The organism is Vreelandella olivaria, assembly GCF_023507745.1.
Taxonomy (GTDB): domain Bacteria; phylum Pseudomonadota; class Gammaproteobacteria; order Pseudomonadales; family Halomonadaceae; genus Vreelandella; species Vreelandella olivaria_A.
This window is the reverse complement of record NZ_JALPZO010000182.1, coordinates 33430-56506: the sequence shown is the minus strand read 5'-3', so window position 1 is coordinate 56506 and position 23077 is coordinate 33430. Positions and strand designations below refer to the sequence as shown.

Annotated in this window: 17 protein-coding genes; 2 read left to right on the top strand and 15 right to left on the bottom strand. The window is 53.2% G+C overall.

What is annotated here, in order from left to right:
• Positions 1–139: 139 nt before the first annotated feature.
• Together HP566_RS21135 and HP566_RS21130 are read right to left on the bottom strand one after the other, a co-directional pair.
• Positions 140–2482 carry a Tex family protein gene (locus HP566_RS21135; RefSeq protein WP_249979274.1) on the bottom strand — a complete coding sequence of 781 codons (2343 nt, stop codon included), beginning with the start codon at positions 2480–2482 and terminating at the stop codon, positions 140–142.
• Positions 2483–2592: 110 nt separating this feature from the next.
• Positions 2593–2829: a DUF1127 domain-containing protein gene (locus tag HP566_RS21130; protein WP_249979273.1), complete on the bottom strand. Its 237-nt coding sequence runs from the start codon at positions 2827–2829 to the stop codon at positions 2593–2595.
• A gap of 121 nt (positions 2830–2950) precedes the next feature.
• On the opposite strand from HP566_RS21130, the gene HP566_RS21125 reads away from it, so the two are divergent.
• Entirely contained in the window at positions 2951–3805 is an 855-nt protein-coding gene (locus HP566_RS21125) for a LysR substrate-binding domain-containing protein (RefSeq protein WP_249979272.1), read from the top strand.
• 17 nt (positions 3806–3822) lie between these two features.
• Here the strand turns inward: HP566_RS21125 and HP566_RS21120 are convergent, their stop codons facing one another.
• The 10 genes from HP566_RS21120 to yrfG form a co-directional block, all read right to left on the bottom strand.
• Entirely contained in the window at positions 3823–5163 is a 1341-nt protein-coding gene (locus tag HP566_RS21120) for an aspartate aminotransferase family protein (RefSeq protein ID WP_249979271.1), read from the bottom strand.
• Positions 5164–5297: 134 nt separating this feature from the next.
• Positions 5298–6074 carry a DeoR/GlpR family DNA-binding transcription regulator gene (locus HP566_RS21115; RefSeq protein ID WP_249979270.1) on the bottom strand — a complete coding sequence of 259 codons (777 nt, stop codon included), beginning with the start codon at positions 6072–6074 and terminating at the stop codon, positions 5298–5300.
• A gap of 3 nt (positions 6075–6077) precedes the next feature.
• Entirely contained in the window at positions 6078–7766 is a 1689-nt protein-coding gene (locus HP566_RS21110; protein WP_249979269.1) for an ABC transporter permease subunit, read from the bottom strand.
• Positions 7763–8767, bottom strand: a complete 1005-nt coding sequence (locus HP566_RS21105; protein ID WP_249979268.1) for an ABC transporter ATP-binding protein — start codon at positions 8765–8767, stop codon at positions 7763–7765. Before HP566_RS21105 ends, HP566_RS21110 begins: the two co-directional genes overlap by 4 nt.
• A gap of 79 nt (positions 8768–8846) precedes the next feature.
• Complete coding sequence (locus HP566_RS21100) at positions 8847–9854, bottom strand: extracellular solute-binding protein (RefSeq protein ID WP_249979267.1); 1008 nt, start codon at positions 9852–9854, stop codon at positions 8847–8849.
• A 286-nt stretch (positions 9855–10140) separates the two neighbouring features.
• Complete coding sequence (locus HP566_RS21095) at positions 10141–11334, bottom strand: alpha-hydroxy acid oxidase (RefSeq protein ID WP_249979266.1); 1194 nt, start codon at positions 11332–11334, stop codon at positions 10141–10143.
• A gap of 285 nt (positions 11335–11619) precedes the next feature.
• Positions 11620–13176 carry a phosphoenolpyruvate carboxykinase gene (locus HP566_RS21090; protein WP_249979265.1) on the bottom strand — a complete coding sequence of 519 codons (1557 nt, stop codon included), beginning with the start codon at positions 13174–13176 and terminating at the stop codon, positions 11620–11622.
• A 315-nt stretch (positions 13177–13491) separates the two neighbouring features.
• Positions 13492–14367, bottom strand: coding sequence for an Hsp33 family molecular chaperone HslO (gene hslO, locus HP566_RS21085; RefSeq protein WP_249979264.1), 876 nt, complete (start codon positions 14365–14367; stop codon positions 13492–13494).
• A 59-nt stretch (positions 14368–14426) separates the two neighbouring features.
• A complete protein-coding gene (gene hslR / locus HP566_RS21080; RefSeq protein WP_249979263.1) occupies positions 14427–14816 on the bottom strand; it encodes a ribosome-associated heat shock protein Hsp15 in 390 nt (129 codons plus the stop codon).
• 12 nt (positions 14817–14828) lie between these two features.
• The gene (gene yrfG, locus HP566_RS21075) at positions 14829–15506 is read right to left on the bottom strand and encodes a GMP/IMP nucleotidase (protein ID WP_249979262.1); all 678 of its coding nucleotides are present in this window, start codon (positions 15504–15506) and stop codon (positions 14829–14831) included.
• A 70-nt stretch (positions 15507–15576) separates the two neighbouring features.
• Here yrfG and nudE point away from each other — a divergent pair, with 70 nt between their 5' ends.
• Complete coding sequence (nudE, locus tag HP566_RS21070; protein WP_249979261.1) at positions 15577–16191, top strand: ADP compounds hydrolase NudE; 615 nt, start codon at positions 15577–15579, stop codon at positions 16189–16191.
• A 218-nt stretch (positions 16192–16409) separates the two neighbouring features.
• Here the strand turns inward: nudE and ilvD are convergent, their stop codons facing one another.
• From ilvD to HP566_RS21055, 3 genes are all read right to left on the bottom strand, one after another.
• Positions 16410–18254 (bottom strand): dihydroxy-acid dehydratase, encoded by a 1845-nt coding sequence (gene ilvD / locus HP566_RS21065; protein ID WP_249979260.1) that lies wholly within the window; start codon positions 18252–18254, stop codon positions 16410–16412.
• A 131-nt stretch (positions 18255–18385) separates the two neighbouring features.
• The gene (locus HP566_RS21060) at positions 18386–20539 is read right to left on the bottom strand and encodes a methyl-accepting chemotaxis protein (RefSeq protein WP_249979259.1); all 2154 of its coding nucleotides are present in this window, start codon (positions 20537–20539) and stop codon (positions 18386–18388) included.
• A 267-nt stretch (positions 20540–20806) separates the two neighbouring features.
• Positions 20807–22963 (bottom strand): methyl-accepting chemotaxis protein, encoded by a 2157-nt coding sequence (locus HP566_RS21055; protein WP_249979258.1) that lies wholly within the window; start codon positions 22961–22963, stop codon positions 20807–20809.
• Positions 22964–23077: the final 114 nt, after the last annotated feature.

The following is a 23077-nucleotide window of genomic DNA, read 5'->3' as shown; positions in this document are numbered from 1 at the left end:
GAACACTCCTTGTCAGTAAGGCCTGCTGTGAGCAGGCCTTGGTGAAATCAGCTGGCATTGCCATAAACGTTGCCCGCATCTTTTAGCGAGAATAGAAAGCAGGATATGGCGGCAACCATTAAATATTCAAGACGCGCGACTATTTGCCCTGCTTCGCTTTGAGTAGTGCCGCACCAAGCGCGCCCATCGCAGCAGGTGCCTGACTGCTTTTGCTCCCCTGGCGCTGACTGCGGTTGGGCTTGCGTGGTTCGTCAGTTGCGGCTTTACCCGGTGCGTTTTGTGCCTGCTCTGGCTCGTCATCCAGACGCATGGAAAGCCCTACCCGCTTGCGGGGTATATCCACACTCATGACTTTAACGGTAACAATATCGCCCGCCTTAACCACACTACGCGGGTCGTCGATAAAGCGATCCGATAGCGCCGAGATATGCACCAAGCCATCCTGATGGACACCGATATCCACAAAAGCGCCAAAGTGCGTAACGTTGGTCACGGTGCCTTCCAACACCATACCCAGTTTAAGATCTTTTAGGGTTTCGACACCTTCGCGGAATTCCGCTGCCTTAAACTCCGGGCGCGGGTCGCGACCGGGCTTGTCCAGTTCTTTCAAAATATCGCTCACTGTCGGCACCCCGAAACGCTCGTCAGCGAAATCGGCAGGCTTCAGCGCCTTTAACGTTGCGCTGTCGCCGATCAGGCCTTTTATGTCCCGCCCAGTCTGCTTCGCCATCCGCTCTACCAATATGTAAGCTTCCGGGTGGACGGCACTGGCATCCAGCGGGTTTTCGGCATGGCTGATGCGTAAGAACCCGGCGCACTGCTCAAAGGTTTTTGGCCCCAGACGGCTAACTTCCAGCAGTTCTTCACGGCTTTTAAATGCGCCCTTTACATTGCGCTGGGCCACAATATTTTCTGCAATCATGGCACTGAGACCGGCTACCCGGGAGAGTAACGCGCTGGAAGCGGTATTCAGGTCTACCCCTACGGCGTTTACACAATCCTCGATCACCGCTTCAAGGCTGCGCGATAGCTGCATCTGGGATACGTCGTGCTGATATTGCCCCACCCCTATGGATTTGGGCTCGATTTTCACCAGCTCGGCCAGCGGGTCCTGCAGACGGCGGGCAATAGAAACGGCCCCCCGCACGGTCACATCCAGGTCCGGCAGCTCACGTGAAGCGTATTCCGAGGCGGAATATACCGAAGCGCCAGCCTCCGACACCATCACTTTGCTCACACGGTGCTCTGGCGCCAGCGCTTTCAACAGCTCACCTGCCAGTTTGTCGGTTTCCCGGCTGGCCGTGCCATTACCCACCGCAATCAGCTCAACCTTATGCTGCTTCACCAGCTTGGCTAACACGTTAAGCGATTCGTCCCAGCGGTTCTGGGGTGCGTGGGGATAAATCGTCGCCTGATCGATAAACTGCCCGGTGGCATCGATAACGGCCACTTTGCAGCCGGTCCGCAAACCGGGGTCGAGCGCCAGGGTGACTTTTTGGCCTGCAGGTGCCGCCAGTAGCAGGTCTTTCAGGTTGGCGGCAAAGACATCAATGGCGGTTTGCTCTGCTTGCTCGCGAAGACGGCCCAGCAGTTCAGTTTCCAGGGCTGTATAGAGCTTTACCCGCCATGTCCAGCGCACGACTTCACTCAGCCACTTGTCGGCAGCGCGACCTTCATCACAAATACCCACCTGTTTGGCAATGGCAACCTGGGCGGGATGAATGGGGGCTTCATCTTCCCCAGGCAAGCGAATGGCGAGACTTAGAATGCCTTCGTTACGGCCACGAAACATGGCCAGAGCGCGGTGCGACGGCACTTTGGCAAGCTTTTCATCATGTTCAAAGTAGTCGGAAAACTTGGTACCCTCCTGCTGCTTGCCATCCAGTACACGGGCGCTAAGCTCGCCTTCCTGCCATAAACGTTCGCGCAGCTGGCCGATCAGTTCGGGGTCTTCAGCGAAGCGCTCCATCAGGATTTGCTTGGCCCCGTCGAGAGCTGCTTTGGCATCCTCAATGGCGGGTATATCGCCTTCAGCGGGGCGCAGGTAGTTACCTGCTTCTGTTTCCGGGTCTAATGTCGGGTTTGCAAGCAAAGCATCGGCCAGCGGCTCTAGCCCGGCTTCGCGGGCAATCTGCGCTTTGGTACGGCGCTTTTTCTTAAACGGTAGATATAGATCTTCCAGTCGCTGCTTGGTTTCTGCTGCCTGAATGGTCGCTTTAAGCGCGTCGTCCAGCTTGCCTTGCTCATCGATGGCGGACAGTACCGCTTCGCGGCGCTCTTCAAGCTCACGCAGATAGCGCAAACGCTCATCAAGTTGGCGTAACTGGGTATCGTCCAGTGCACCGGTCACTTCTTTACGGTAGCGGGCAATAAACGGTACGGTAGCGCCACCATCCAGAAGCTCTACCGTGGCGGAGACCTGTTCAGGCCGTACGTTTAGCTCGGTGGCTAAGCGCAAAATAATGCGTTGTTTGACATCCATAACGTGCAACTAACTCATGCAGCATTCGAGGTGCCGACAAGGTACCACAATCGACCAGGGCTGGCATGGATTGCCAACCCGCCAGCCCAGCGCTTTGTTGCCGCACCCTGCTAGCGGCACCAGTTCTTATCGTTCCAAAATGGCTTACTGGCTTCGCTCTGTACCTGTTCGCGGCTAAGGCCGATATCTTTCAGGGTGGCATCGCTTAAATAGCGCAGTGCATGTCTTTCACGCCGTAACTGGCGCCACCGCTTTAACTTTAATCGCCAGCCAGCTTTAGCCTTTGTGCACAAGGCCGTTTGCGCTGCCTGCCCCTGTTGATGCGCTTGCTTTAATAGATAGTTCATTGTGTCCTCCTCCACCTCTCATTTAATGATGGAGAAAGTATTAAGGAGGCTCTAAAATCAATCCAACGAATAGTTCTTATACACAGCATCATTTAAATTGATGATCAGGCGAGCGCTCCTTATGCAGCCCACCATTGACCATGAGTTGTTACGTACCTTTATTGCCATTGTTGATAATGGTGGGTTCACAAAAGCAGCACGGGCAGTAAACCGCACTCAGTCGGCGGTGAGCATGCAAATGAAGCGGCTTGAAGAGGATGTGATTCAGCATCCGCTACTGTTACGTCAAGGGAAGCAACTACGACTGACCAGTGAAGGTCATACGCTGCTTAGCTATGCCCGGCGTATTCTGGACCTGCACGGGGAGGCGCTAAACGTATTGCGCCAACCGGATATGGTAGGCAAGGTTCGGTTGGGTGTTCCTGATGATTATGTGATGCGCTTTCTTCCCGGCATTCTAAAATCCTTTTCTCAAGCCTGGCCCCTGGTGGATGTGGATGTTCTCTGTGCGCCTTCATCGGTGCTTTCGCAGCAAACCCGGGAACATCTTGACCTGAGCATTATGACCCGGGAGGTAGGTGATGAGATCGGCGTTATTTTACGGCGCGAATCCACCGTGTGGGTTGCGGCAGCTAGCCATAGCATTCATCTAACTTCGCCGGTACCGCTTGCGATGTTTGAAGTCCCCTGCTTTTGCCGACGCCATGCTTGCAATGCTCTCGATCGCCAGGGTCGCGCTTACCGTGTGGCTTATAGTAGCCCTAGCCTTGCCACCCTTCAGGCAGTCGTAAGCGCAGGCCTGGCCGTTTCCGCCTGGATGAGTAGTTTGGTTACGCCAGATATGCAGGTATTAGGCAAGGAAGAGGGCTTCCCTGAATTACCGGAAGCCTCCATTGTGCTCTTGCGCACCTCCTCCACCCAATCGCCCATTATTGACAGTCTGGCGGAACATATTATGGAAGGGTTTCGCTTGTAATAAATTATGCCACCGCGCTAAGAGGCGAGCTTCGCCAAACTCTTATCCAATGCCCCTACCAGCCAATCAATATCATGGGTCTGAAACGCTAAAGGTGGGCGCAGTTTTAGTACATTGCCATAGGGGCCAGCGACCGAGGTCAGCACGTGCTCTTCGCGCAGAGCTTCGATCACCTGGAGTGCCAACGCCTTGTTGGGAGTTTTACTTTGCTGATCGGTGACGAGTTCAAATCCAATAAACAGCCCCGCTCCCCGTACGTCCCCTACACAGTTGTACTTCTCTTTTAGCGGTAACAACTCTTTAAGCAGTGCCTCCCCCATCCGCAAACTGTGGATCTGGAGGTCTTCCTCCTCAATAACCTTCAGCACCGCCTGTGCCGCCACCATGGAGACCGGATTTCCACCGAAGGTATTGAAATAGGGTATTTGGTCGCTGAACGCTGCCAATACATCGCTTTTCGCCAACAGCCCAGAGACGGGGATTCCATTTCCCATCGGTTTGCCGAGAGTGACAATATCGGGCACCAGACCGTGGCGGGCAAAGCCCCAAAATGCTTCCCCGGTACGACCAAAACCTGGCTGAACCTCATCGGCAATAAACACACCGCCGTTGGCATGCACTACGTCAATAGCCTGTTTCAGAAAACCTGGCACGCCCGGTAACACACCATCCGACGAGAAAATGGAATCGGCGATAAAGCCTGCCAATTTAATCCCCTGGGCGTTCATGGTACTGATCGCCTTTTGAACTTCCCCTGCAAACCACTCCCCTAAAGTGGCCATCCCTATCCGATACTGATCAGGAGATGGCACCAGAAAGGTGGTGGGTGAAAGCGACTGCCCACTGCCCAGTGCGGGGGAAGCCCCGGAAGTCAGTTCACTGGTGCCATGATAGGCCTCTTTGGTCACGATAATGCCAGTACCGCCGGTAAAAGCTCTGGCAACGCGGATAGCCAGATCATTAGCTTCAGAGCCGGTGCACATATACATCGCACGATCAATAGCACCGGGCACAGTGGCAAGAATCGAATCGGTGTAGTCCAGAATACTTTGATGCAAATAGCGGGTATGGGTATTAATCAACTGCATCTGCTGCGACACTGCGGCAACCACTGCGGGGTGGCAATGGCCAATGCTGGCAACATTATTATAAACATCCAGATATTGAGTGCCTTGTGCATCCCATACATACTGCCCCTGGCCACGCACCAGATGCACAGGCTTCTGGTAAAAGAGCCGATACGATTTTCCCAGTACTTCCTCGCGCTTGTTGGTCATGCGACGCGTGTCATCATCAAGCGCCTGCGAAAATTCCGAGCGAAAGCTGTTGGTATCCATAATGGTCGAGCGAGTTGCCATATTAAACTCCTACGGAGCGTCTCTGCCTTTTCATTTATGAGACAGAAGTGCGGTAATTTATAAAAACGTACAAACACAGTGACCCAACCCGCTGACATAAAGCAGGTTTAAAATCTCTTTAACGCTACCGGCATTTAGCCAGTCAGTACTTCAGCACTTTGATGTAATGCGTCCATCATCAGTGCATCATTGATCGGTTGATCACTAATCAGGAAGTCCACTCTTTTAGTAGGGCAATAACTGACCCGACTGACTTTGCCTATTTTCGAGTGATCTGCAAGGAGAAGTACTTTATCGGCATTATTCACCATGGCTTGTGCAACCGCCGCTTCGTCGTGATCGTAGCTACTGGCACCGAAAGTGGCTTCAATCCCTACCGGTGACAGCAAGGCCATGTCCGCTCGGTAAGTATGTATTTCACTGACCGTTTGCTGCCCGAAGGTGGACTTTAATTGCGGATTCACCTTGCCACCGAGAAGAATGACCTGGTTTGATCCCGACGCTCCCTCTTCCTGATTGCAGGACTCCAGAATATAGGCGACATCCCATGAGTTGGTTATCACAATCAGCCCGGATAACTTATTAAGCTCTTCTGCCAATAATGTTGTGGTGCTCCCCGCATCCACAAAGAGCGTTTGGCCACTTTTAATTTGGCTACGCGCCAACTTAACCATCGATTTTTTTTCATTAACATGGAGCTTCGAACGTATATTAATGGGTGGCTCTTCTTTATTTACGGAGATCGCCCCGCCGTGTATACGCTGCAACTCGCCAACGGCTTCGAGATGCAATAAGTCTCTTCTTACTGTTTCTTTCGAAACGCCTAACTCACTTGCCAACTTTTCTGTGGAAAGTTGGTTAAACGTATTAATCAGAGAGCAGATGCGCTGGTGGCGCTCGTGATGCCACATGAATTAACTCCTTTTATCCGGTGATGGCACTTTTTTAATCAGCCAACGCAATAGCAGCATCGCGGTCACCACAAGCAACATCAGGCAAGTCGAAAACGCGGCGGCCTCGGAAATTCGTCCGGCGTCGCTAAGCTGCATGATGGCAACAGGGGCAACATTGATACTGGGTGTGATCAGGAAAATAACCGCAGACAACGACACCATGGAGCGCATAAAGAGGAAAAAGAACACAGCAATACAGGTGGTTAACATAAATGGGAACACGGCGTCCCGAAGCGTTTCCTTCATGCCACCACCAAAGCAGGTGCATGTATCTTCCAATGAAACGGGCACTCCTCGTAGCCCTGTCATCATCGTCAGGAAGCCTTGGGAGTGATAGTGGTATAGATTACACAACCCAATCAGCAACGGTGTGCCATACAATAAGGTGAGCGGCCCTCCGGTATTAAACGCGAGGATATAGGCCAACCCGAGTACCAACCCAGGTACCCCCACTGGCATGATGGCAATAAAATTAACGATGCGTCCTATCTGGGCGGGCAGCTTCTTCATGGATACCGCCATCAGGAAAATAAGCACAACGCCCAAAGATGCCGCGAGCAGCGATATCCATAACGACATCCATAAGGGCGTATAGCCCCCTGCCATACTGATGTTGTAATGGCGCAGGGTAAGCTCCATTCGGTAGGGCCATAGGTCAACAAAGCTGGCAAACACGGTAACGCCGATCACCAGATAGATCATGGCAGAGCAGGAGTGGGTCAGCGCTCCCAGCAAAACATCACGCCAGGTATTGGTATCAGGCTGGACGGGTATAGCGCTCTCACTGGCTGATGCGGACTGTTTTCTGGCGGCAAACCGCTCCACTCCAACAGCCACCACTGTAGGAATCAGCAGCAGTATGCCTACCACAGCCCCCATGCTGAAGTTCATCTGCCCTGCGACCTGATTATAAATCTCAGTCGCCAGAACTCTGAAATCACCACCGATGACGGCGGCATTACCAAAGTCAGTAATGGTGACGGTAAAGGCGACAAATCCCGCGCTTATCAACCCGAACTTGGCGTTGGGTAACGTGATATCGCGAAACTTTTCCCAGTTGGTTGCGCCCATCACACCAGCGGCTTCATAGAGTCGCGCATCCGATTGCCTCAGTGCCGCCTGGATGATTAATACCACCTGCGGTAGCGCATAAAGAATGTTGGCCATCAGCAATCCATAGAAACCATACGGATTGATGCTGATACCGAACCATTGGTTAATCAGCCCATTTCTGCCAAATATGAAAATCAGCCCCAGCCCCTGCACCAGTGATGGGGCCAGCAGTGGCAAGGCAAGCGCGACGGTAACAAACGCTCTCCCTTTGGCACTTGTTCTCTCCAGCCGATAGGCAATGGCAAACCCCAGAAGCAGAGAGATCAACATCGTCATAGCGCTTAGCACAAGGCTATTAAGTGTTGCGCTCACCAGCGTCGCATTGCTAAACACCTGGGCGTAATTCACCAGCCCCAGGGTGCCATCAGGCAGGGTAAGGCTCCTGATCAAAACGATATAGAGTGGATACCCAAAGAACAGTAGCAGGCAGACAAGAGGAATCAGGATAGACGCCACCACAAGTACTTTATCGAGGCTGAGATGAGGGCCTGAAATGAATCCCCCCTTCTTCGCTGCGTGCGAGGCAATATGACTCATGATTTCACCCACACAAACCCGTTGGCATCAAACGACACTCCCACACTGGCCCCTGGATCACATTGAATATGGTTGTGTACTTCTGCGGTCATCTCCACCCCGGCATACTCAACGCACACTCGGTTAAAACTGCCATGGAAGGTGACGCTCTTTACGTTGGCCGGTTTTGCAGCATCACCGTTTAGAATGACGAATTCCGGCCTTATGCACAGGAAGTATTCATCACGCTCCTGAGGTAGTGTTGCCATTGCTTCCGGTAAGTGCTTACTTACCCAATCCAGCGCCATGAGATTGCTGGCACCGATGAAATCGGCCACAAAGCGTGTGCGGGGTCGTAAATACAGCTCATCCGGGCGCCCTATCTGCTCAATCATCCCTTTATTCATGCAAACCACTTTATCAGCCAGTGCCAGCGCTTCCTCCTGATCGTGGGTCACCATCAGGATGGGAATACCCAACCGCCGCTGTACGTCTTTTATTTCCATGCGCATTTTTTCGCGCACTTTGGCATCCAGTGCAGAGAGCGGCTCATCAAGCAGTATGATCGAAGGGTCGATCGCCAGCGCCCGGGCCAGGGCAATCCTTTGCTGCTGCCCCCCTGAGAGTTGATGGGGATACCGGTTCGACATCTCGGCAAGATTGATCAGTTCAAGCATCTCCATCGACCGCTTTTCGATCTCCTTTTTATTCCACCCTCTGATCTTCAGACCATACCCCACGTTCTCTTTGGCCGTCATATGAGGGAATAAGGAGTATGACTGAAATACGATGCCGAAATTACGCTCTCTGGCAGGCAGGTTGGTGAGATGTTTGCCATCAAGCGAGAGCTTGCCACCGTCAGAGGGCAGCAAGCCTGCGATGATTCTTAGTAAGGTGGTTTTGCCACAACCGCTGGGGCCTAACAGGCAGACGAATTCTCCGCTATCGACCTCAAGGTTGATCCGATCGAGAACGATGTTATCCCCGAATATCTTGTATAAATTATCTATCTCTAGATACATGATTTCATCCAGCCGTATAGAAGCCAATTCGAAGAGGAGGCGGACAAGCGGCTCGGCCTGTGGCCAAGCCGCCTTCTTCCTAGCGCCCTATACGCTGCTGCCACTCGGCCATAAAGTTCGGTCTATCATTTGCGGACTGGGCAAAGTCCATCGGGAAGAGAACCTCCTCGACATTGGCTGGAAGGCCTGCCTCATCAGCTCCTTCAGGTCGGCTGGCACCAGGAATGGTGACAATTTCCTTGTACGCGCCATATAAGTCAGCCACCGAGTCAGATAGCGTCCAATCCAAGAATTTCTGCGCAGCCTCCGGGTTGGCGGAACTGCTTAGCATGGCTGATGCTTCCAGCTCATAGCCTGCAAAATCTTCTGGAATTACCATTTTGATCGGGTATCCTTCCGCAATAGAGCGCATCGCCACGAACGCAAATGAGGCGCCGATGGCATACTCGCCTGTTCTCGCCATCTGACATGGCCGTGAGCCTGAACTGGTGTATTGCGCCACGTTTTTATCAATCTGCTCGATTAACTCCCAGCCATCCGGTGTGCCCTGCTCGATGGCCACCATCTGCATGTAGCCCGTTCCTGAAGAGGCGGGGTTGGGCATCACAATCTCACCTTTGTAAACAGGATCAGCGAGATCGGCCCATGAGGTGGGCATAGGCAAGCCCAGACGCTCAATCATCGGCTCATTAATACACAACGCTCCCAAATACCCGGTTGCCGCAAACCAGCGCCCCTCGTCATCCTTATAGGGTGCTGCGAGTACATCGATTCCTTCAGGTGTATAGGGGGCCAGTTGACCGAGAATTTGCGGGTCGATCATGTTACTCAGTGCCATGCCCCATACCACATCCACCTGTGGCCGTTCGGCTTCAGCGATCAAGCGTGCCGCCAGATCCCCGGTAGAGAGCCGCAGCACATTAACCTCCAGGTCAGGGTGGTCGGAACGCAACTGCTGTAGATAGGTGTTGATTTCATCCTGTTCCAGGGCACTGTACACAGTGATGGAACTGGCATGGGCCATTGAGGTTGCTGCACTGATACTGAGTAAAGCGGCACCGATTAATTTCGTAGATGTAGGACGCATCGCAGTCTCTCCAACGTAGATGGAAACAGGTGTGATGATGGCGAGCGTCTGATAAAGTTGTTTTTATGTGGTTTTGTGTTTTTTTATGCTATTTATTAAAAACACACTCGATTTTAGTCTGCAAGCATTTTTTTCAGGCTGCATGAGAAAGCCTGAGATAGCACAGTGGCAATTGGTAGTGATATCAGGCCTATATCATTACCTGCCCCACGGGCAGAACCCGACAGGAATCACCCCGCCAGGTGCGGCCCCCCACCAGCGTCCTGAAAATACAATGACTACCTTCTTACTCTGGGTTTAGCCCCCCGCTCCTGGAGGGCTGGCACAGGCAAGCAAAATTCAGTTGAGAGAGACTGGTAAGCCCCAGCAGCGCCATATTCCTTTCGATTTCACGCTCCAGCAGATCGGCGACATGCTCCACGCCAGCCTGCCCTGCACAGGCAGCTGCATAGTTGAAGGGGCGACCAACGAAGACAAAATCGGCCCCTAACGCCAGCGCCTTGATCACATCAGTACCGCGACGGAAGCCACTGTCGATCATAATGGGAATATCACTAACGCGGCGTTTCACCTCCGGTAGCACCTGCAGCGGGGAGATAGTGCAATCCAACTGACGCGCCCCGTGGTTGGAGAGAATAATGCCTTCGACACCTGCCTTATGCGCACGTACCGCATCATCAGGATTGAGAATGCCTTTAACGATGAGGGTGTCAGGCCATAAGCGACGTACCAGATCGAGATACCCCCAGTCGAAGTGGCGGCGTCCCGAGAAGTCCCGCGCAGCCCTCCGTGAAATCATCGGCGCACCGCGCTCCGCATGATTGTTTTCAAAATGGGGCATGCCATGCTTCCACAGCGTACGCAGGAAGGTATTGCATAACCAATCGGGGCGTATCAGGCCGTCGAAAGCGAGCCTCAGGCTAGGTTCGAGGGGGGACGAAAACCCCGACCGGCGGAGGTTATCGGGATTGGGTGGAACCGGGTAATCAAGCGTGACCACCAGCTTCTTGAAGCCCGCCCGTTTGATTCGCTCTATCAAGGCTTCAATGCCTTCTGGCGTGCCCGGTAGGTAGGCCTGGAACCAGTCTGCTCCCTCAACCTCAGCCACCTGCTCCATAGGAATCAATGATGAACCACTCATGATCATCGGCAGGTTACGCGCGGCAGCCGCGCGGGCAAGCACAAGGTCCCCCTGATAGGCAGATAGCGCGCTGATTCCCATTGGCGCAATGCCAAAGGGCACCGCATAGCGCTTACCATAGAGCTCGGTTTGCAGATCGATATGGGAGACGTTGACGAAAGCCTTGGGCAGGAAACAGTACTCGTCGAAGGCGGACAGGTTGGTACACTGGGTGCGGCCATCCTCCGCTACATGGTCGATATAACCGAAAATCGGCCTGGGTAGCTTGCGCTGTGCAAGGCGTTCCACATCGTGGAGGTTGTGGATTCTGGAAAGGGTCCTCCGGATCAGAAAATTCATGCCGTGGCTCTCCTTATCTCCCTGGGTCGTTTATTGACCATATTATTCATATTATCAAGTTGCCTATTTGATTATTGTTGGCTAAATAAAATAGCGTCGTTATTTATGTTTTGGCCCTCCTCCGATGACTCTTTACCAAACCAGCGGACTAACCCGCTTTAAACTTGCTCTACTCCTAATTTTAAAGATGGATTTTTTAAGGGGATTGTGAGGTAAAAAATGTGGCAATAAAAAAAGCCCTGACAGTGATGCCAGAGCTTTTTGTTGGAGCATGCCGCTATGCGTTTAGCCTAACTGCGGTCCCGCCTGGATGATGGCTTCGCTAACACCTTCAAACTTCTTGAAGTTATCCACGAACTTACTAGCCAGATCCTTAAGATGGCGCTCGTAAGCCTCGCGATCGCTCCAGGTGTCGCGTGGGTCAAGCAGACTGGAGTCGACACCCGGCACAGCGACCGGAACCTGCAGATTCAAGCCATCAATGTGCTTGGTTTCAACGTTACGCAACACACCAGACTGGATGGCGCTGATAATGGCGCGGGTGGTGGGAATAGAGAAGCGTGAGCCACCTTCACCGTAGGCGCCACCGGTCCACCCAGTGTTGACCAGATATACCTGGGCATCTTTCTTTGCCACACGCTTAATCAGCAGGTCAGCGTATTCACGTGCCGGACGCGGGAAGAACGGTGCACCGAAACAGGTGGAGAACGTTGCTGCCAGACCTTCGGAGGAGCCCATTTCTGTCGAACCCACTTTAGCGGTGTAGCCAGACAGGAAGTGGTACGCGGCGGCTTCTTTCGACAATACAGATACCGGCGGCAATACCCCAGACATATCACAGGTCAGGAACACTATGGCACTTGGCTCGCCTGCCAGATTTTCCGGTACACGTTTCTCAACATGCTCCAGCGGATAGGCGGCACGGGAGTTTTGGGTCAGGCTATCATCGGCGTAATCTGGTTCGCGTCGATCGTTTAGAACCACGTTCTCCAGCACGGTGCCAAACTTAATGGCGTTCCAGATAACCGGCTCGTTTTTCTCGGAGAGATCGATACATTTGGCATAGCAACCGCCTTCCATGTTGAAGACAATACCATCACCCCAGGCGTGCTCGTCATCACCAATCAGGTAGCGCGCCTGATCGGCGGAAAGGGTTGTTTTGCCAGTACCTGAAAGGCCAAAGAACAGGCAGGTTTCACCATCTTCACCCACGTTTGCAGAGCAGTGCATCGGCAGTACATCGGCAGCCGGTAGCAGGAAGTTCTGCACAGAGAACATCGCTTTTTTCATCTCGCCCGCATAACGCATACCGGCGATCAGTACTTTGCGCTCGGCAAAGTTGAGAATCACGCATCCATCTGAATTGGTGCCATCACGATTTGGGTCACACTCAAAGCCCGCAGCATTCAGGATAGTCCATTCGTCTTTGGCTGCTTGATTATAGATCTCAGGACGTACAAACATGGTATGGCCAAACAGGTTTTGCCATGCCGTTTCGGTGGTAACGCGTACCGGCAGATAGTGCGTGGAATCACTGCCTACGTGGAGTTCGGCAACGAAATGCTCACGGCTGCCCAGGTAGTCTTCTACACGAGCCCACAGCGCTGAGAATTTTTCCGCATCGAACGGACGGTTAACAGCGCCCCAATCGATACTGTCGCGGGTAGAAGGCTCATCGACGATAAAACGATCTTTAGGTGAACGCCCTGTACGTAGACCGGTGTTTACCACCAGGGCACCATTAGCCGACAGGCGGCCTTCACCACGGGCCACGGCGCGCTCGATCAGTTCGGCGCTGCTGAGATTAACGTGGGGTTGGGGAGCGGCTTGAGTCGTGGTCATGTCGATTCCTGGGCCTTAAGGCCTTTTCTCTCGTTTACCGGGCGTCACCGACGCCTTAAATAGTCATCCCGATCCTCTTGGGTAGAGGGCTGGGGGCGCTGAAGTCCGGCGCATTATGGCAAAAATAAAGCCCCCAGGAAACGGGGGCTTTAAGCAAATATTTTGTAGTTAAACTACTACAATTACACAACATTTTGTGTTGCAGCGCAGTATTTCTTTCAAACAATCGTTTATTCGGTACGCCACGTGCATTGCTGTATCTGGCACGGCAATGACCAGCTGTTTTCAGCCCTCACTCTCAGGCCGACTACATAATCAGTGAATTACTGGGGGTGGCGCATCCGGGTTTTCCAACAAAGTTTCAATATCCGCGGCGGTGTAGTGATATTTCGTGTGACAAAAGTGGCATTGCGTATCAATAGCGCCCTGCTCACGCAGAATATCGCGCAACTCTTCCTGCCCTAATGTGTACAACGCATGACTCATACGCTCACGTGAGCAGGTACAGCCAAAGCGTACTGTTTTTGGATCAAATACCCGTACCGTCTCTTCGTGATAGAGTCGGTAAAGGACTTCCCGCTGCTCAAGCCCCAGCAACTCTTCAGGCTTGATGGTATCCGCCAGATGAACACTGCGTTCCCAGGCATCGACGTCCTGGTTTTGTGATGCATCCGGCAAGCGCTGCAGTAAAAGTCCTCCTGCCCGCTTACCATCAGCCGCCAGCCACAGCCGGGTAGGTAACTGCTCTGATTGGCCGAAGTAGGCTTCCAGGCAACCGCTCAATGTATCGTGGTCAAGCGCCACAATGCCCTGGTAGCGGTGCCCTTCCTGGGGGTCGAGGGTGATAACGATTTGACCATGGCCTACCAGTTCGCGGAAGCTGGCGTGTTCATCAGGCAGTGTAGCGCCTTCTGCAATGCGGGCAATGGCACGCAGCTCACCCCCAGGGTTGGACTCCGCCATGAGCAGCGCAAGCGTGCCTTGGCCGCGCACTTCAATGCTTAGCGTGCCATCCAGTTTAACCGTATCGGTCAGTAGCGCTACAGCGGCCAATAGCTCACCGAGCAGTTCGTTAACCACAGGTGGGTAGGCGTGGCGGTCCAGCACCTCATGGTAGGCGTCACCAAGGGTCACGATCTCGCCGCGCACATTGGTTTGGTCAAACAGGAAACGTTGAATTTGATCAGACATAAAATAACCATAGGAAAGAGGGAAGGAAAACCTGCGGCGAATAGTGAATGAGCCGTTGCTCACTCACCCTGCTGGCGCTGAAAGCGCTGAATATCCCGACGCTGTTTTTTATCGGGGCGCCTGAGAGGGTGCTGCATGGCTTCATTGGTCAAGCGACGAGCCTCTGCTTCCCGGGCTCTACGTTGAGCGCTCTCCTGGGTTTCTGCATAGAGCTTGCGGGCTTCCGGTGCGCCACGGCGCTGGTCGGTTAGGGCAATCACTTCCACTTCGAAAATATCCCATCCCTGGGGAACACGTATGAGTGCCCCCAGTTCAACATTTTTGCTGGTTTTAACACGCGCACCATCATAGTGAACCTTGCCACCTTCGATAGCTTTTTTAGCAAGGGCACGCGTCTTAAAAAAACGCGCCGCCCATAGCCATTTATCCAAGCGAACACTGTCGTTCATTCAACGCTCTCCTTAACTTGATGAGAGCTGCCCTGGCAGACTAGCTGGCAGCAGTTGGGCAAATCGGTCTAGGGCAATAAACTCCTGAAGCTCTTTTTCAGGCCGTCGGCTATCGGGCTGTTTGATCCCTAGCAGGTGCTTGATGCCAAACTCACGGGCACTTTCGAGTACGCGCGTGTTGTCATCAATAAACAGGGTACGCGAGGGGTCGAAGGGCTCACGCGCCTGCAAGGCAAACCAGAAGGCCTGCTCCTCTTTGGCAAACCCTACGTCTTCAGAGGAGATGATGGCATCAAGGTACTTTTCCAACCCCGTGAGCGGCAATTTTAGCGCCAGACTGGCCTTATCAGCATTGGTGGCCAGCACCACGCGGGGATGGGCCTGCTTTAACCACGTGAGAAAATCCAAGGCATCACTCCGCAGGCCAATCAGGTGCTGCACCTCTCTTTTTAACGCAACGATATCCACGCCTAACTCGCGGCTCCAATAGGCAAGGCTGTACCAGTTGAGGGTACCCTGTTCGTCAATAATACGTGCCCGCAATGCTTCCTGGCTGGCCTCGTCCAGTTGATGAAGCTCCACGTAGCGTCTGGGCAGATGCTCTAGCCAGAAGTGGCTATCGAAGTGCAGATCCAGCAGCGTACCATCCATATCAAGTAGGACGGTATCAATCCCGCGCCAATCAATCATTGCCGCTCCAGTCTGAAAGAGTAAGCGTGCTATTGTAGCGTAACCCGTTTTTTGCAGCCACGGAGGCACGATGCCTATCCACGACACATCGGCAAGCGATACCTCAACCGGATACCCGCGCAAGCCGCAGATTTTGGCCAGAGAGAGCGTCGCCAGAAGCCGCTTATTTCATATTGAAACCCTTGATTTGCGTTTCTCCAATGGCGAGGAGCGCCAATTCGAGCGCTTAACTGGCGCTGACCGTGGCGCCGTCATGATTATCGCAATGCCCGATCCGGAGCACGTACTGCTGATCCGCGAGTATGCTGCCGGCTTTGAGGATTATGTACTGACCCTGCCAAAGGGGTTGGTGGATCCTGGCGAGGATATGCTCACTGCAGCTAATCGCGAGCTGATGGAGGAGTGCGGCTTCGGTGCACACTGTATTGAACCGCTGGTGGAGCTTTCATTAGCACCCAACTATATGCGCCATCGCATGCAGGTGCTGATGGCGACAGACCTGTATCCCATGCGTTTGTCAGGCGATGAGCCAGAGCCGTTAATTGTGGAAACCCATGCCATTGAAGAGTTACCCGCCCTGTTGTTGCGGGAAGATTTTCATGAGGCGCGCGCCATTGCCGCCCTGTATATTGCCCGGGATAAACTGCGCGAAGAGAAACGCAATAGCGCTATGGATTTACTCTAAACCATCACAACCGATGCCACCATAGAGGATTCGCTATCCCGCAACACGGCGGTGAGGAATGAGCCAAAGTCACCACCGGGCCATTCCTTAGCGCGTGGAAATAAGTTGAGCGGATGGGGAGACTCGAACTCCCACACCCGCAAACGAGGGTATGAACCCGTAGCGCATCGCAAGGAACGAGCTAATGAGGCACCCGCGGGTGCGCTTCGCTGCTACGATTAATCGAGTTTGGAAAGATCGCGCACCGCGCCCTTATCAGCCGATGTGGCTAATAGCGCGTAGGCCTTCAGGGCTGGAGTCACTTTACGCGGGCGTTGCTCAACGGGCTTCCAGGCATCTTTGCCTTTAGCTTCCATGGCGTCCCGGCGTTTGGCGAGTTCAGCGTCACTAAGTTTGACATTAATCGCTCGATTGGGAATATCAATCAGAATCGTGTCTCCCTGCTCCACCAGACCTATCGCCCCACCCGCAGCGGCTTCAGGAGATACATGCCCAATGGACAGCCCCGAGGTACCACCAGAGAATCGACCATCCGTTAGCAGTGCACAGGCTTTGCCGAGCCCTTTGGACTTCAAGTAAGAGGTCGGGTAAAGCATTTCCTGCATTCCAGGCCCGCCTTTGGGGCCTTCATAGCGAATGACCACTACATCGCCCTCTTTAACCTTGCCGTCAAGCACATTAGCCACTGCTTGATCCTGGGACTCCACTACATGAGCCTTACCTTCAAACACCAGAATCGAGTCATCAACACCTGCGGTTTTAACCACACAACCGTCCAGAGCAATATTGCCATAAAGCACCGCCAGGCCACCCTCTTTGGAGAACGCATGCTCAAGATCGCGAATACATCCATTGGCGCGATCACCATCCAGACTGGGCCAACGGGCACTTTGTGAAAATGCGGTTTGGGTGGGAATGCCACCAGGGCCTGCCTTGAAAAACTCGACGATCTCAGGGCTGGGCGAGCGCATAATGTCCCACTCGTCCAGCGCTGCTTGCAGGCTATCACCATACACAGTGGGCACCGTGGTATCCAATACGCCTGCGCGATCGAGCTCTCCCAGAATGGCCATGATGCCGCCTGCACGGTGTACATCTTCAATGTGGTATTTCTGGGTGTTGGGAGCAACTTTACACAGTTGAGGAACTTCACGGGATAAGCGGTCAATATCCGCCATGGTGAAGTCGACTTCCGCTTCCTGTGCCGCGGCCAGCAGGTGCAGAATGGTGTTGGTTGAGCCGCCCATGGCGATATCCAGCGTCATGGCATTCCTGAATGCGGCTTTGCTGCCGATTGCACGAGGCAGTAAGTGGGCTTCTTCACCTTCGTAGTAGCGCTTGGCCAGCTCCACAATACGATGGCCTGCAGTCTCGAACAGGCGACGACGATCCGCATGGGTAGCCAGCACGGTACCATTACCAGGTAATGCAAGGCCCAGCGCTTCAGTCAGGCAGTTCATGGAGTTGGCGGTAAACATGCCAGAGCAACTGCCGCAGGTGGGGCAAGCACTGCGCTCCACTTCCGCCAGCATCTCATCGTCGACATTATCATCGGCGGCCATCACCATGGCATCAACCAGATCCAGGCCATGGTTTAGCAATTTGGTTTTCCCGGCCTCCATGGGGCCACCTGATACAAAAATCACCGGGATGTTAAGGCGCATGGCGGCCATTAGCATTCCAGGTGTAATTTTGTCGCAGTTGGAAATACACACCAGCGCATCGGCACAATGGGCATTACACATATATTCAACACTGTCGGCGATAATATCGCGGCTGGGCAGCGAATAGAGCATGCCATCGTGGCCCATGGCGATACCGTCATCGACGGCAATCGTATTGAATTCTTTAGCAACACCGCCTGCCTTTTCAATTTCACGCGCGACCAGTTGCCCCATGTCTTTGAGGTGAACATGACCCGGCACAAACTGCGTGAAAGAGTTCGCAACCGCGATAATCGGCTTGTGGAAATCATCATCTTTCATGCCGGTGGCGCGCCAAAGGGCACGGGCACCAGCCATATTACGGCCAGCGGTGGTAGTACGGGAGCGATACTCAGGCATGGTGTCCTCTACATCGTTATAGTGGCCTGCCACACTCCAGGCAGCAGGTAAGTGAATCCAGCGGCCTTAGATTGTGGCATGAGCCAACTCTAGAGACTAGATGTAGAAGGCAACCAGCCTGCGCCAAACAGCTAGAACGTTTCCCACGCCTCTTCTTTTACCATGGGAGACGGTCGTTTAAGATCAGGTTGAGAAGATTTACCCGCCGTTGGTAGTGACAATTGCTCAACATCCTTGTTTTCAAGCAAGCGGCTCCGGGCGGTGTCACTACTCTCTTCACCGGCTCCTTCAAGGCGGAATGCTGAGATCACATTAGCAAGCTCGAGCGCTTCACGCGTCAGGCTTTGCGCAGCGCTGGAGATAGACTGCACCTTGGTGGCGTTTTGCTGGGTCACATGATCCATTTCTGAGATAGCAGTGTTAATTTGTGCAATACCACTGCTCTGCTCATCGGATGCGGTACTGATCTCCTCCATAATATCGCTCACCCGCATTACCTGGGTGACTACCTGTTCAATCGCCTGCTCTGCCTCTTTTACCGCTTGAGCGCCACCGGTAATTTCCTGGGATGAAGTATCAATCAGGCGACGGATTTCACCTGCAGCATCAGCGCTACGCCCGGCCAGGCTCCTCACTTCGTTGGCAACGACCGCAAAACCCCGGCCTTGCTCACCGGCTCTGGCAGCTTCCACTGAGGCGTTCAGAGCCAGGATGTTGGTCTGGAAAGCAATACCATCAATGACAGTAATAATGTCGTTCATTTTATCGGCGCTAGTGGCAATGCGCTCCATACGCTCTACCAGTGCTTGCATACGCTCGCCCGTTTCGCGGCTGGTCGCTGCATTCTGCATCGCCAGTTGGTTGGCCTGACGGGCATTTTCCGTATTTTGCTGAACCGTGGCCGTCATCTGATCCATACTGGAAGCGGTTTGCTGCAAAGAGGATGCCTGCTGTTCAGTGCGGGAGGCCAAATCTTCATTTTGCTGTTGAATGTGCTCAGATGCTGGCGTTACCACCGCCACTTTACCTCCCACTTCAGTAATAAGGCCTGACAGACTGGCGCGCATGGTTTCCAGCGATCGAAGCAGCTCACCCAACTCATCATTGCGCTTGAGCGTAACGCGGTTGGCCAGATTACCGGCAGCAATCTGGAAGGTAACACGGCGGGCTTCGTTCAGGGATTTGATCAGCGACCTCAATACCGCAACGCTCAATCCCACCATTAGCAATATACCCAGCAATAACACACCCAGTTGAGTCCATAGCAACAGCTGTTGCTGGCGTTCAGCATTTTCCATCAAATCGTTTGCTGCAGCACGCTCCTGGTCAACCAGTAAATTAATCGTGGCACTAATACTTTCAGAGGCGGGTTGTACGATATCGTTAAATGCTTCAAAAGCGGCAAAACCACTGCCATCACGGATGGCGGCATACGCATCATAAGCGCCTGCCAAAAAGCTCTCCAGATGGGCGGTGAGCCCCTCCTGTAGTACGCTAGATTCACTGCGCTGGACGGTATAGTTCTGCCATGTTTCTTCAACATCCGCACTCATCGTACTCACCTGCTCTTCCAGTAGATCCATGTCTACTCGACGAGGATTTCGCACCGCAGGCTCCAGTACTTGGAGTAACTGGCCGGTTCGTTGCTCTATTTGTTGCAGATCGGCAATGCCTTCCAGCCCGGTTTGGTTCAGGGTACGCAGCCTTTCTGCCGAGCTAGTTAAACCATACACACCAGCAGCACCAGCAATCACCAACAATGCAATCGCCGCAAAAACCATACCCATTAATTTTGCCTGCATACTGCTGAAGCTAAAGCGCTGAACCCAGCCGCGCACTCCCGTGCGCCGCAACGCACCATAATGAAGCTTAAAACCTCGCACCTTGCCCCTTTGCATAGCACTATAAACGCTGGCAGCTTGAGCGGCTCTTTTGGCACTCGCCTTACGATGGATAGCGGTATAGCCTGCAACGCGGTTACCGTCTAATAGCGGCGCAACGGTTGTGTGCACCCAATAAGTGCGGCCATCTTTACAGTGGTTTTTAAGAATTCCCTGCCACGTTTTACCCTGCTCTATGGTTTCCCACAGGTTTTTAAATACCTGAGAGGGCATCTCGGGGTCACGGAACAAGCTGTGGGGCTCACCCATCAGGTCACTTGGTGAGTAGCCGCTGATCTCGACAAACGTTTGGTTAACGTAGGTAATTCTGCCCTGACGATCAGAGCGAGAGATCAATACCTGGTCATCGGAAAGCTCAAAAGTCGCTTGGGTAATAGTGCTCATTCAAATCCCCTACTCTTTTTTATAAATAGCCAGTGCCACCATGGCGCTTAGCGATGTTTCCTTTACCAAGCCGATCGTTTTAAATTAGTGATACTGCATTAGCCATACGCACAACATCTGTGCGTACCACACCATTCACTCCTTACCCTGCATAAAACGTGCCACTCAAAGGTGGCACGCAAGTGTTTAATATTAGAGGCATCAGCCCAAGAAATGAGGCCATTAATAGATATGGCACATGGACTGCAGCGTTGAGGAATTGTACGTTTAAAACGCCTCCCAAGGCTCAGCCCGGTGCGCATGTGCAGGTAACGATGCTTCTGAGGCAGCTAAACCAAGCGATGCTTTACGCAGCGCCTGATTGACCAGTTGAAGCTTTTCACGAGCAGCTGCCGTGCTTTCGCTCTGGGCACCTTCAAGACGGAATGCATCAACAACATTAGCCAACTCAAATGTCTCAATAGCAAGGTTATCAGCCGACGCGGCTATGGTCTGAACCTTAGTGGCATTTTGCTGGGTGACACTATCCATTTCAGCGATGGCAGAGTTAATTTGCCCGATACCACTGCTCTGCTCGCTGGAAGCCGTGCTGATGGATGCCATCAGCTCACTCACCCGACTGACCTGCGTTACCACATTTTCGATCGACAACTCCGCCTGTTCCACGGCACTACGGCCACCGTTTACCTCCTGGGTGGTACTATCAATCATTTTGCGTATTTCTTGAGCCGCATCGGCACTGCGACCAGCCAAACTACGTACTTCGCTCGCTACAACAGCGAAGCCTCGCCCATGCTCGCCAGCACGTGCTGCCTCTACCGATGCATTAAGCGCGAGAATATTGGTTTGGAACGCAATACCATCAATCACACCAATCATTTCGGTCATTTTTTCAGCACGCTGGGCTATGCGCTGCATACGCTCCACCAACTGCTCCATTTGCTGCCGGGTATCGCGCGTGCTATGAGCATTCTGAGCAGCCAACTCGGTTGCCTGGCGTGCATTTTCAGTGTTTTGCTGCACTGTTGAGGTCATTTCCTCCATACTGGAAGCGGTCTGTTGAAGCGATGAGGCCTGCTGTTCGGTACGTGATGCAAGTTCTTCGTTTTCAGCAGCAATTTGTTGTACGGCAGGGGTCACCACCGAGACCCGCTTTTCTACATCCCCCACAATGCTCGCCAGACTAAAACGCATGGTATCGAGCGAATAAAGGAGTTCGCCCAATTCATCATTGGTTTGGCGACGCTCTCGAGCGGCTAAGTTACCAGATGCAATTTGAAAACTCATATGGCGTGCGCCCGCCAGACTGCGGAACACCGATTTCAGAATAGCGACACTTAGACCTACCATCACCAGAAGGCCTACCGTCATCAACACAAGCTGGGCAATGAGCATTTGCTGACGACCTTGGTGTGCCTGAGCAACCAGTACCTCTGCATTGTCACGCTCCTGGATCACCAACTGACTGCTTACCTGGCGCAGCACTTCTGTTGTCGGTTGAACCGAATCGGTGAGTGCTTCGAACGCTGCAAACCCATTCGCGTCTCTGATAGCAACCAACGCCGAGTTGATACCGTTGCGCCACGTTGTTAAGGCACTATCAAATGCAACCTGGCTATCGCTGGTTGCATCATCATTTACGCGATAGCTATCCCACATGGTTTGAATCGCTTCAGTATGTTCACCAATGGAAGTAGTGACCTCTTCTATATCCACCCGTCGTGGATTACGCACTGCGGGCTCCAGTATCTCCACTACCTGCCCGACCCCACGTTCAATACGCTGCAGGTTTGCCACGGACTCAAGAGCGGACCGGTTGAGCGTATCCAGGCGCTCTCCCGAAGCGATCAAACCGTATACCCCAAGCCCGCCTGCAGACGCTAACAAGACCAGCGAGGCAATCACCATCCCAGTGAGCCTGGCTTTTAGACTGGTGAGCTGGAAACGTGCAAAGAAGCCGCGAACCCCTTTGCGCTGGAGGGTGCCACGGTTAAGGCGATAATGACGGGATTTGCCTTTCTCACGTATTTCCGCATAGGCCTGTTCGGCCTGGGTGACACTCTGGGCCGGTGCCTTGCGGCGCACTGAGGTGTAGCCCACGACCCGCTCACCATCTCTTAGCGGCGCCACGGTAGCACTCACCCAGTAGTGATCTCCGTTTTTACGACGGTTTTTGACGACTCCCTGCCATGTGGCACCTGCCTGGATGGTATTCCACAGGTCAGCATAGGCGGCTTCAGGCATATCAGGATGACGAATCAGACTATGCGGAGCCCCTACCAGTTCATCACGTGAATATCCACTGACTTCAACAAAGCCTGCATTCGCGTAGGTGACGTTACCTTTTGCATCTGAGCGAGAGATTAGAACGGCTTCATCGTCCAGCACGTACTCACGCTGCGTGATGGGTTGGTTGTTGCGCATGGATAGCTCCCAGGGGGTGGTTTTTTTAATTTTTGACTTACTCCTATTATCCCGTTTCTCAAGTAGATTTAACCAGTAAATAGATGTAAAAAAGCACCGTTCTCCTCAGAGCGG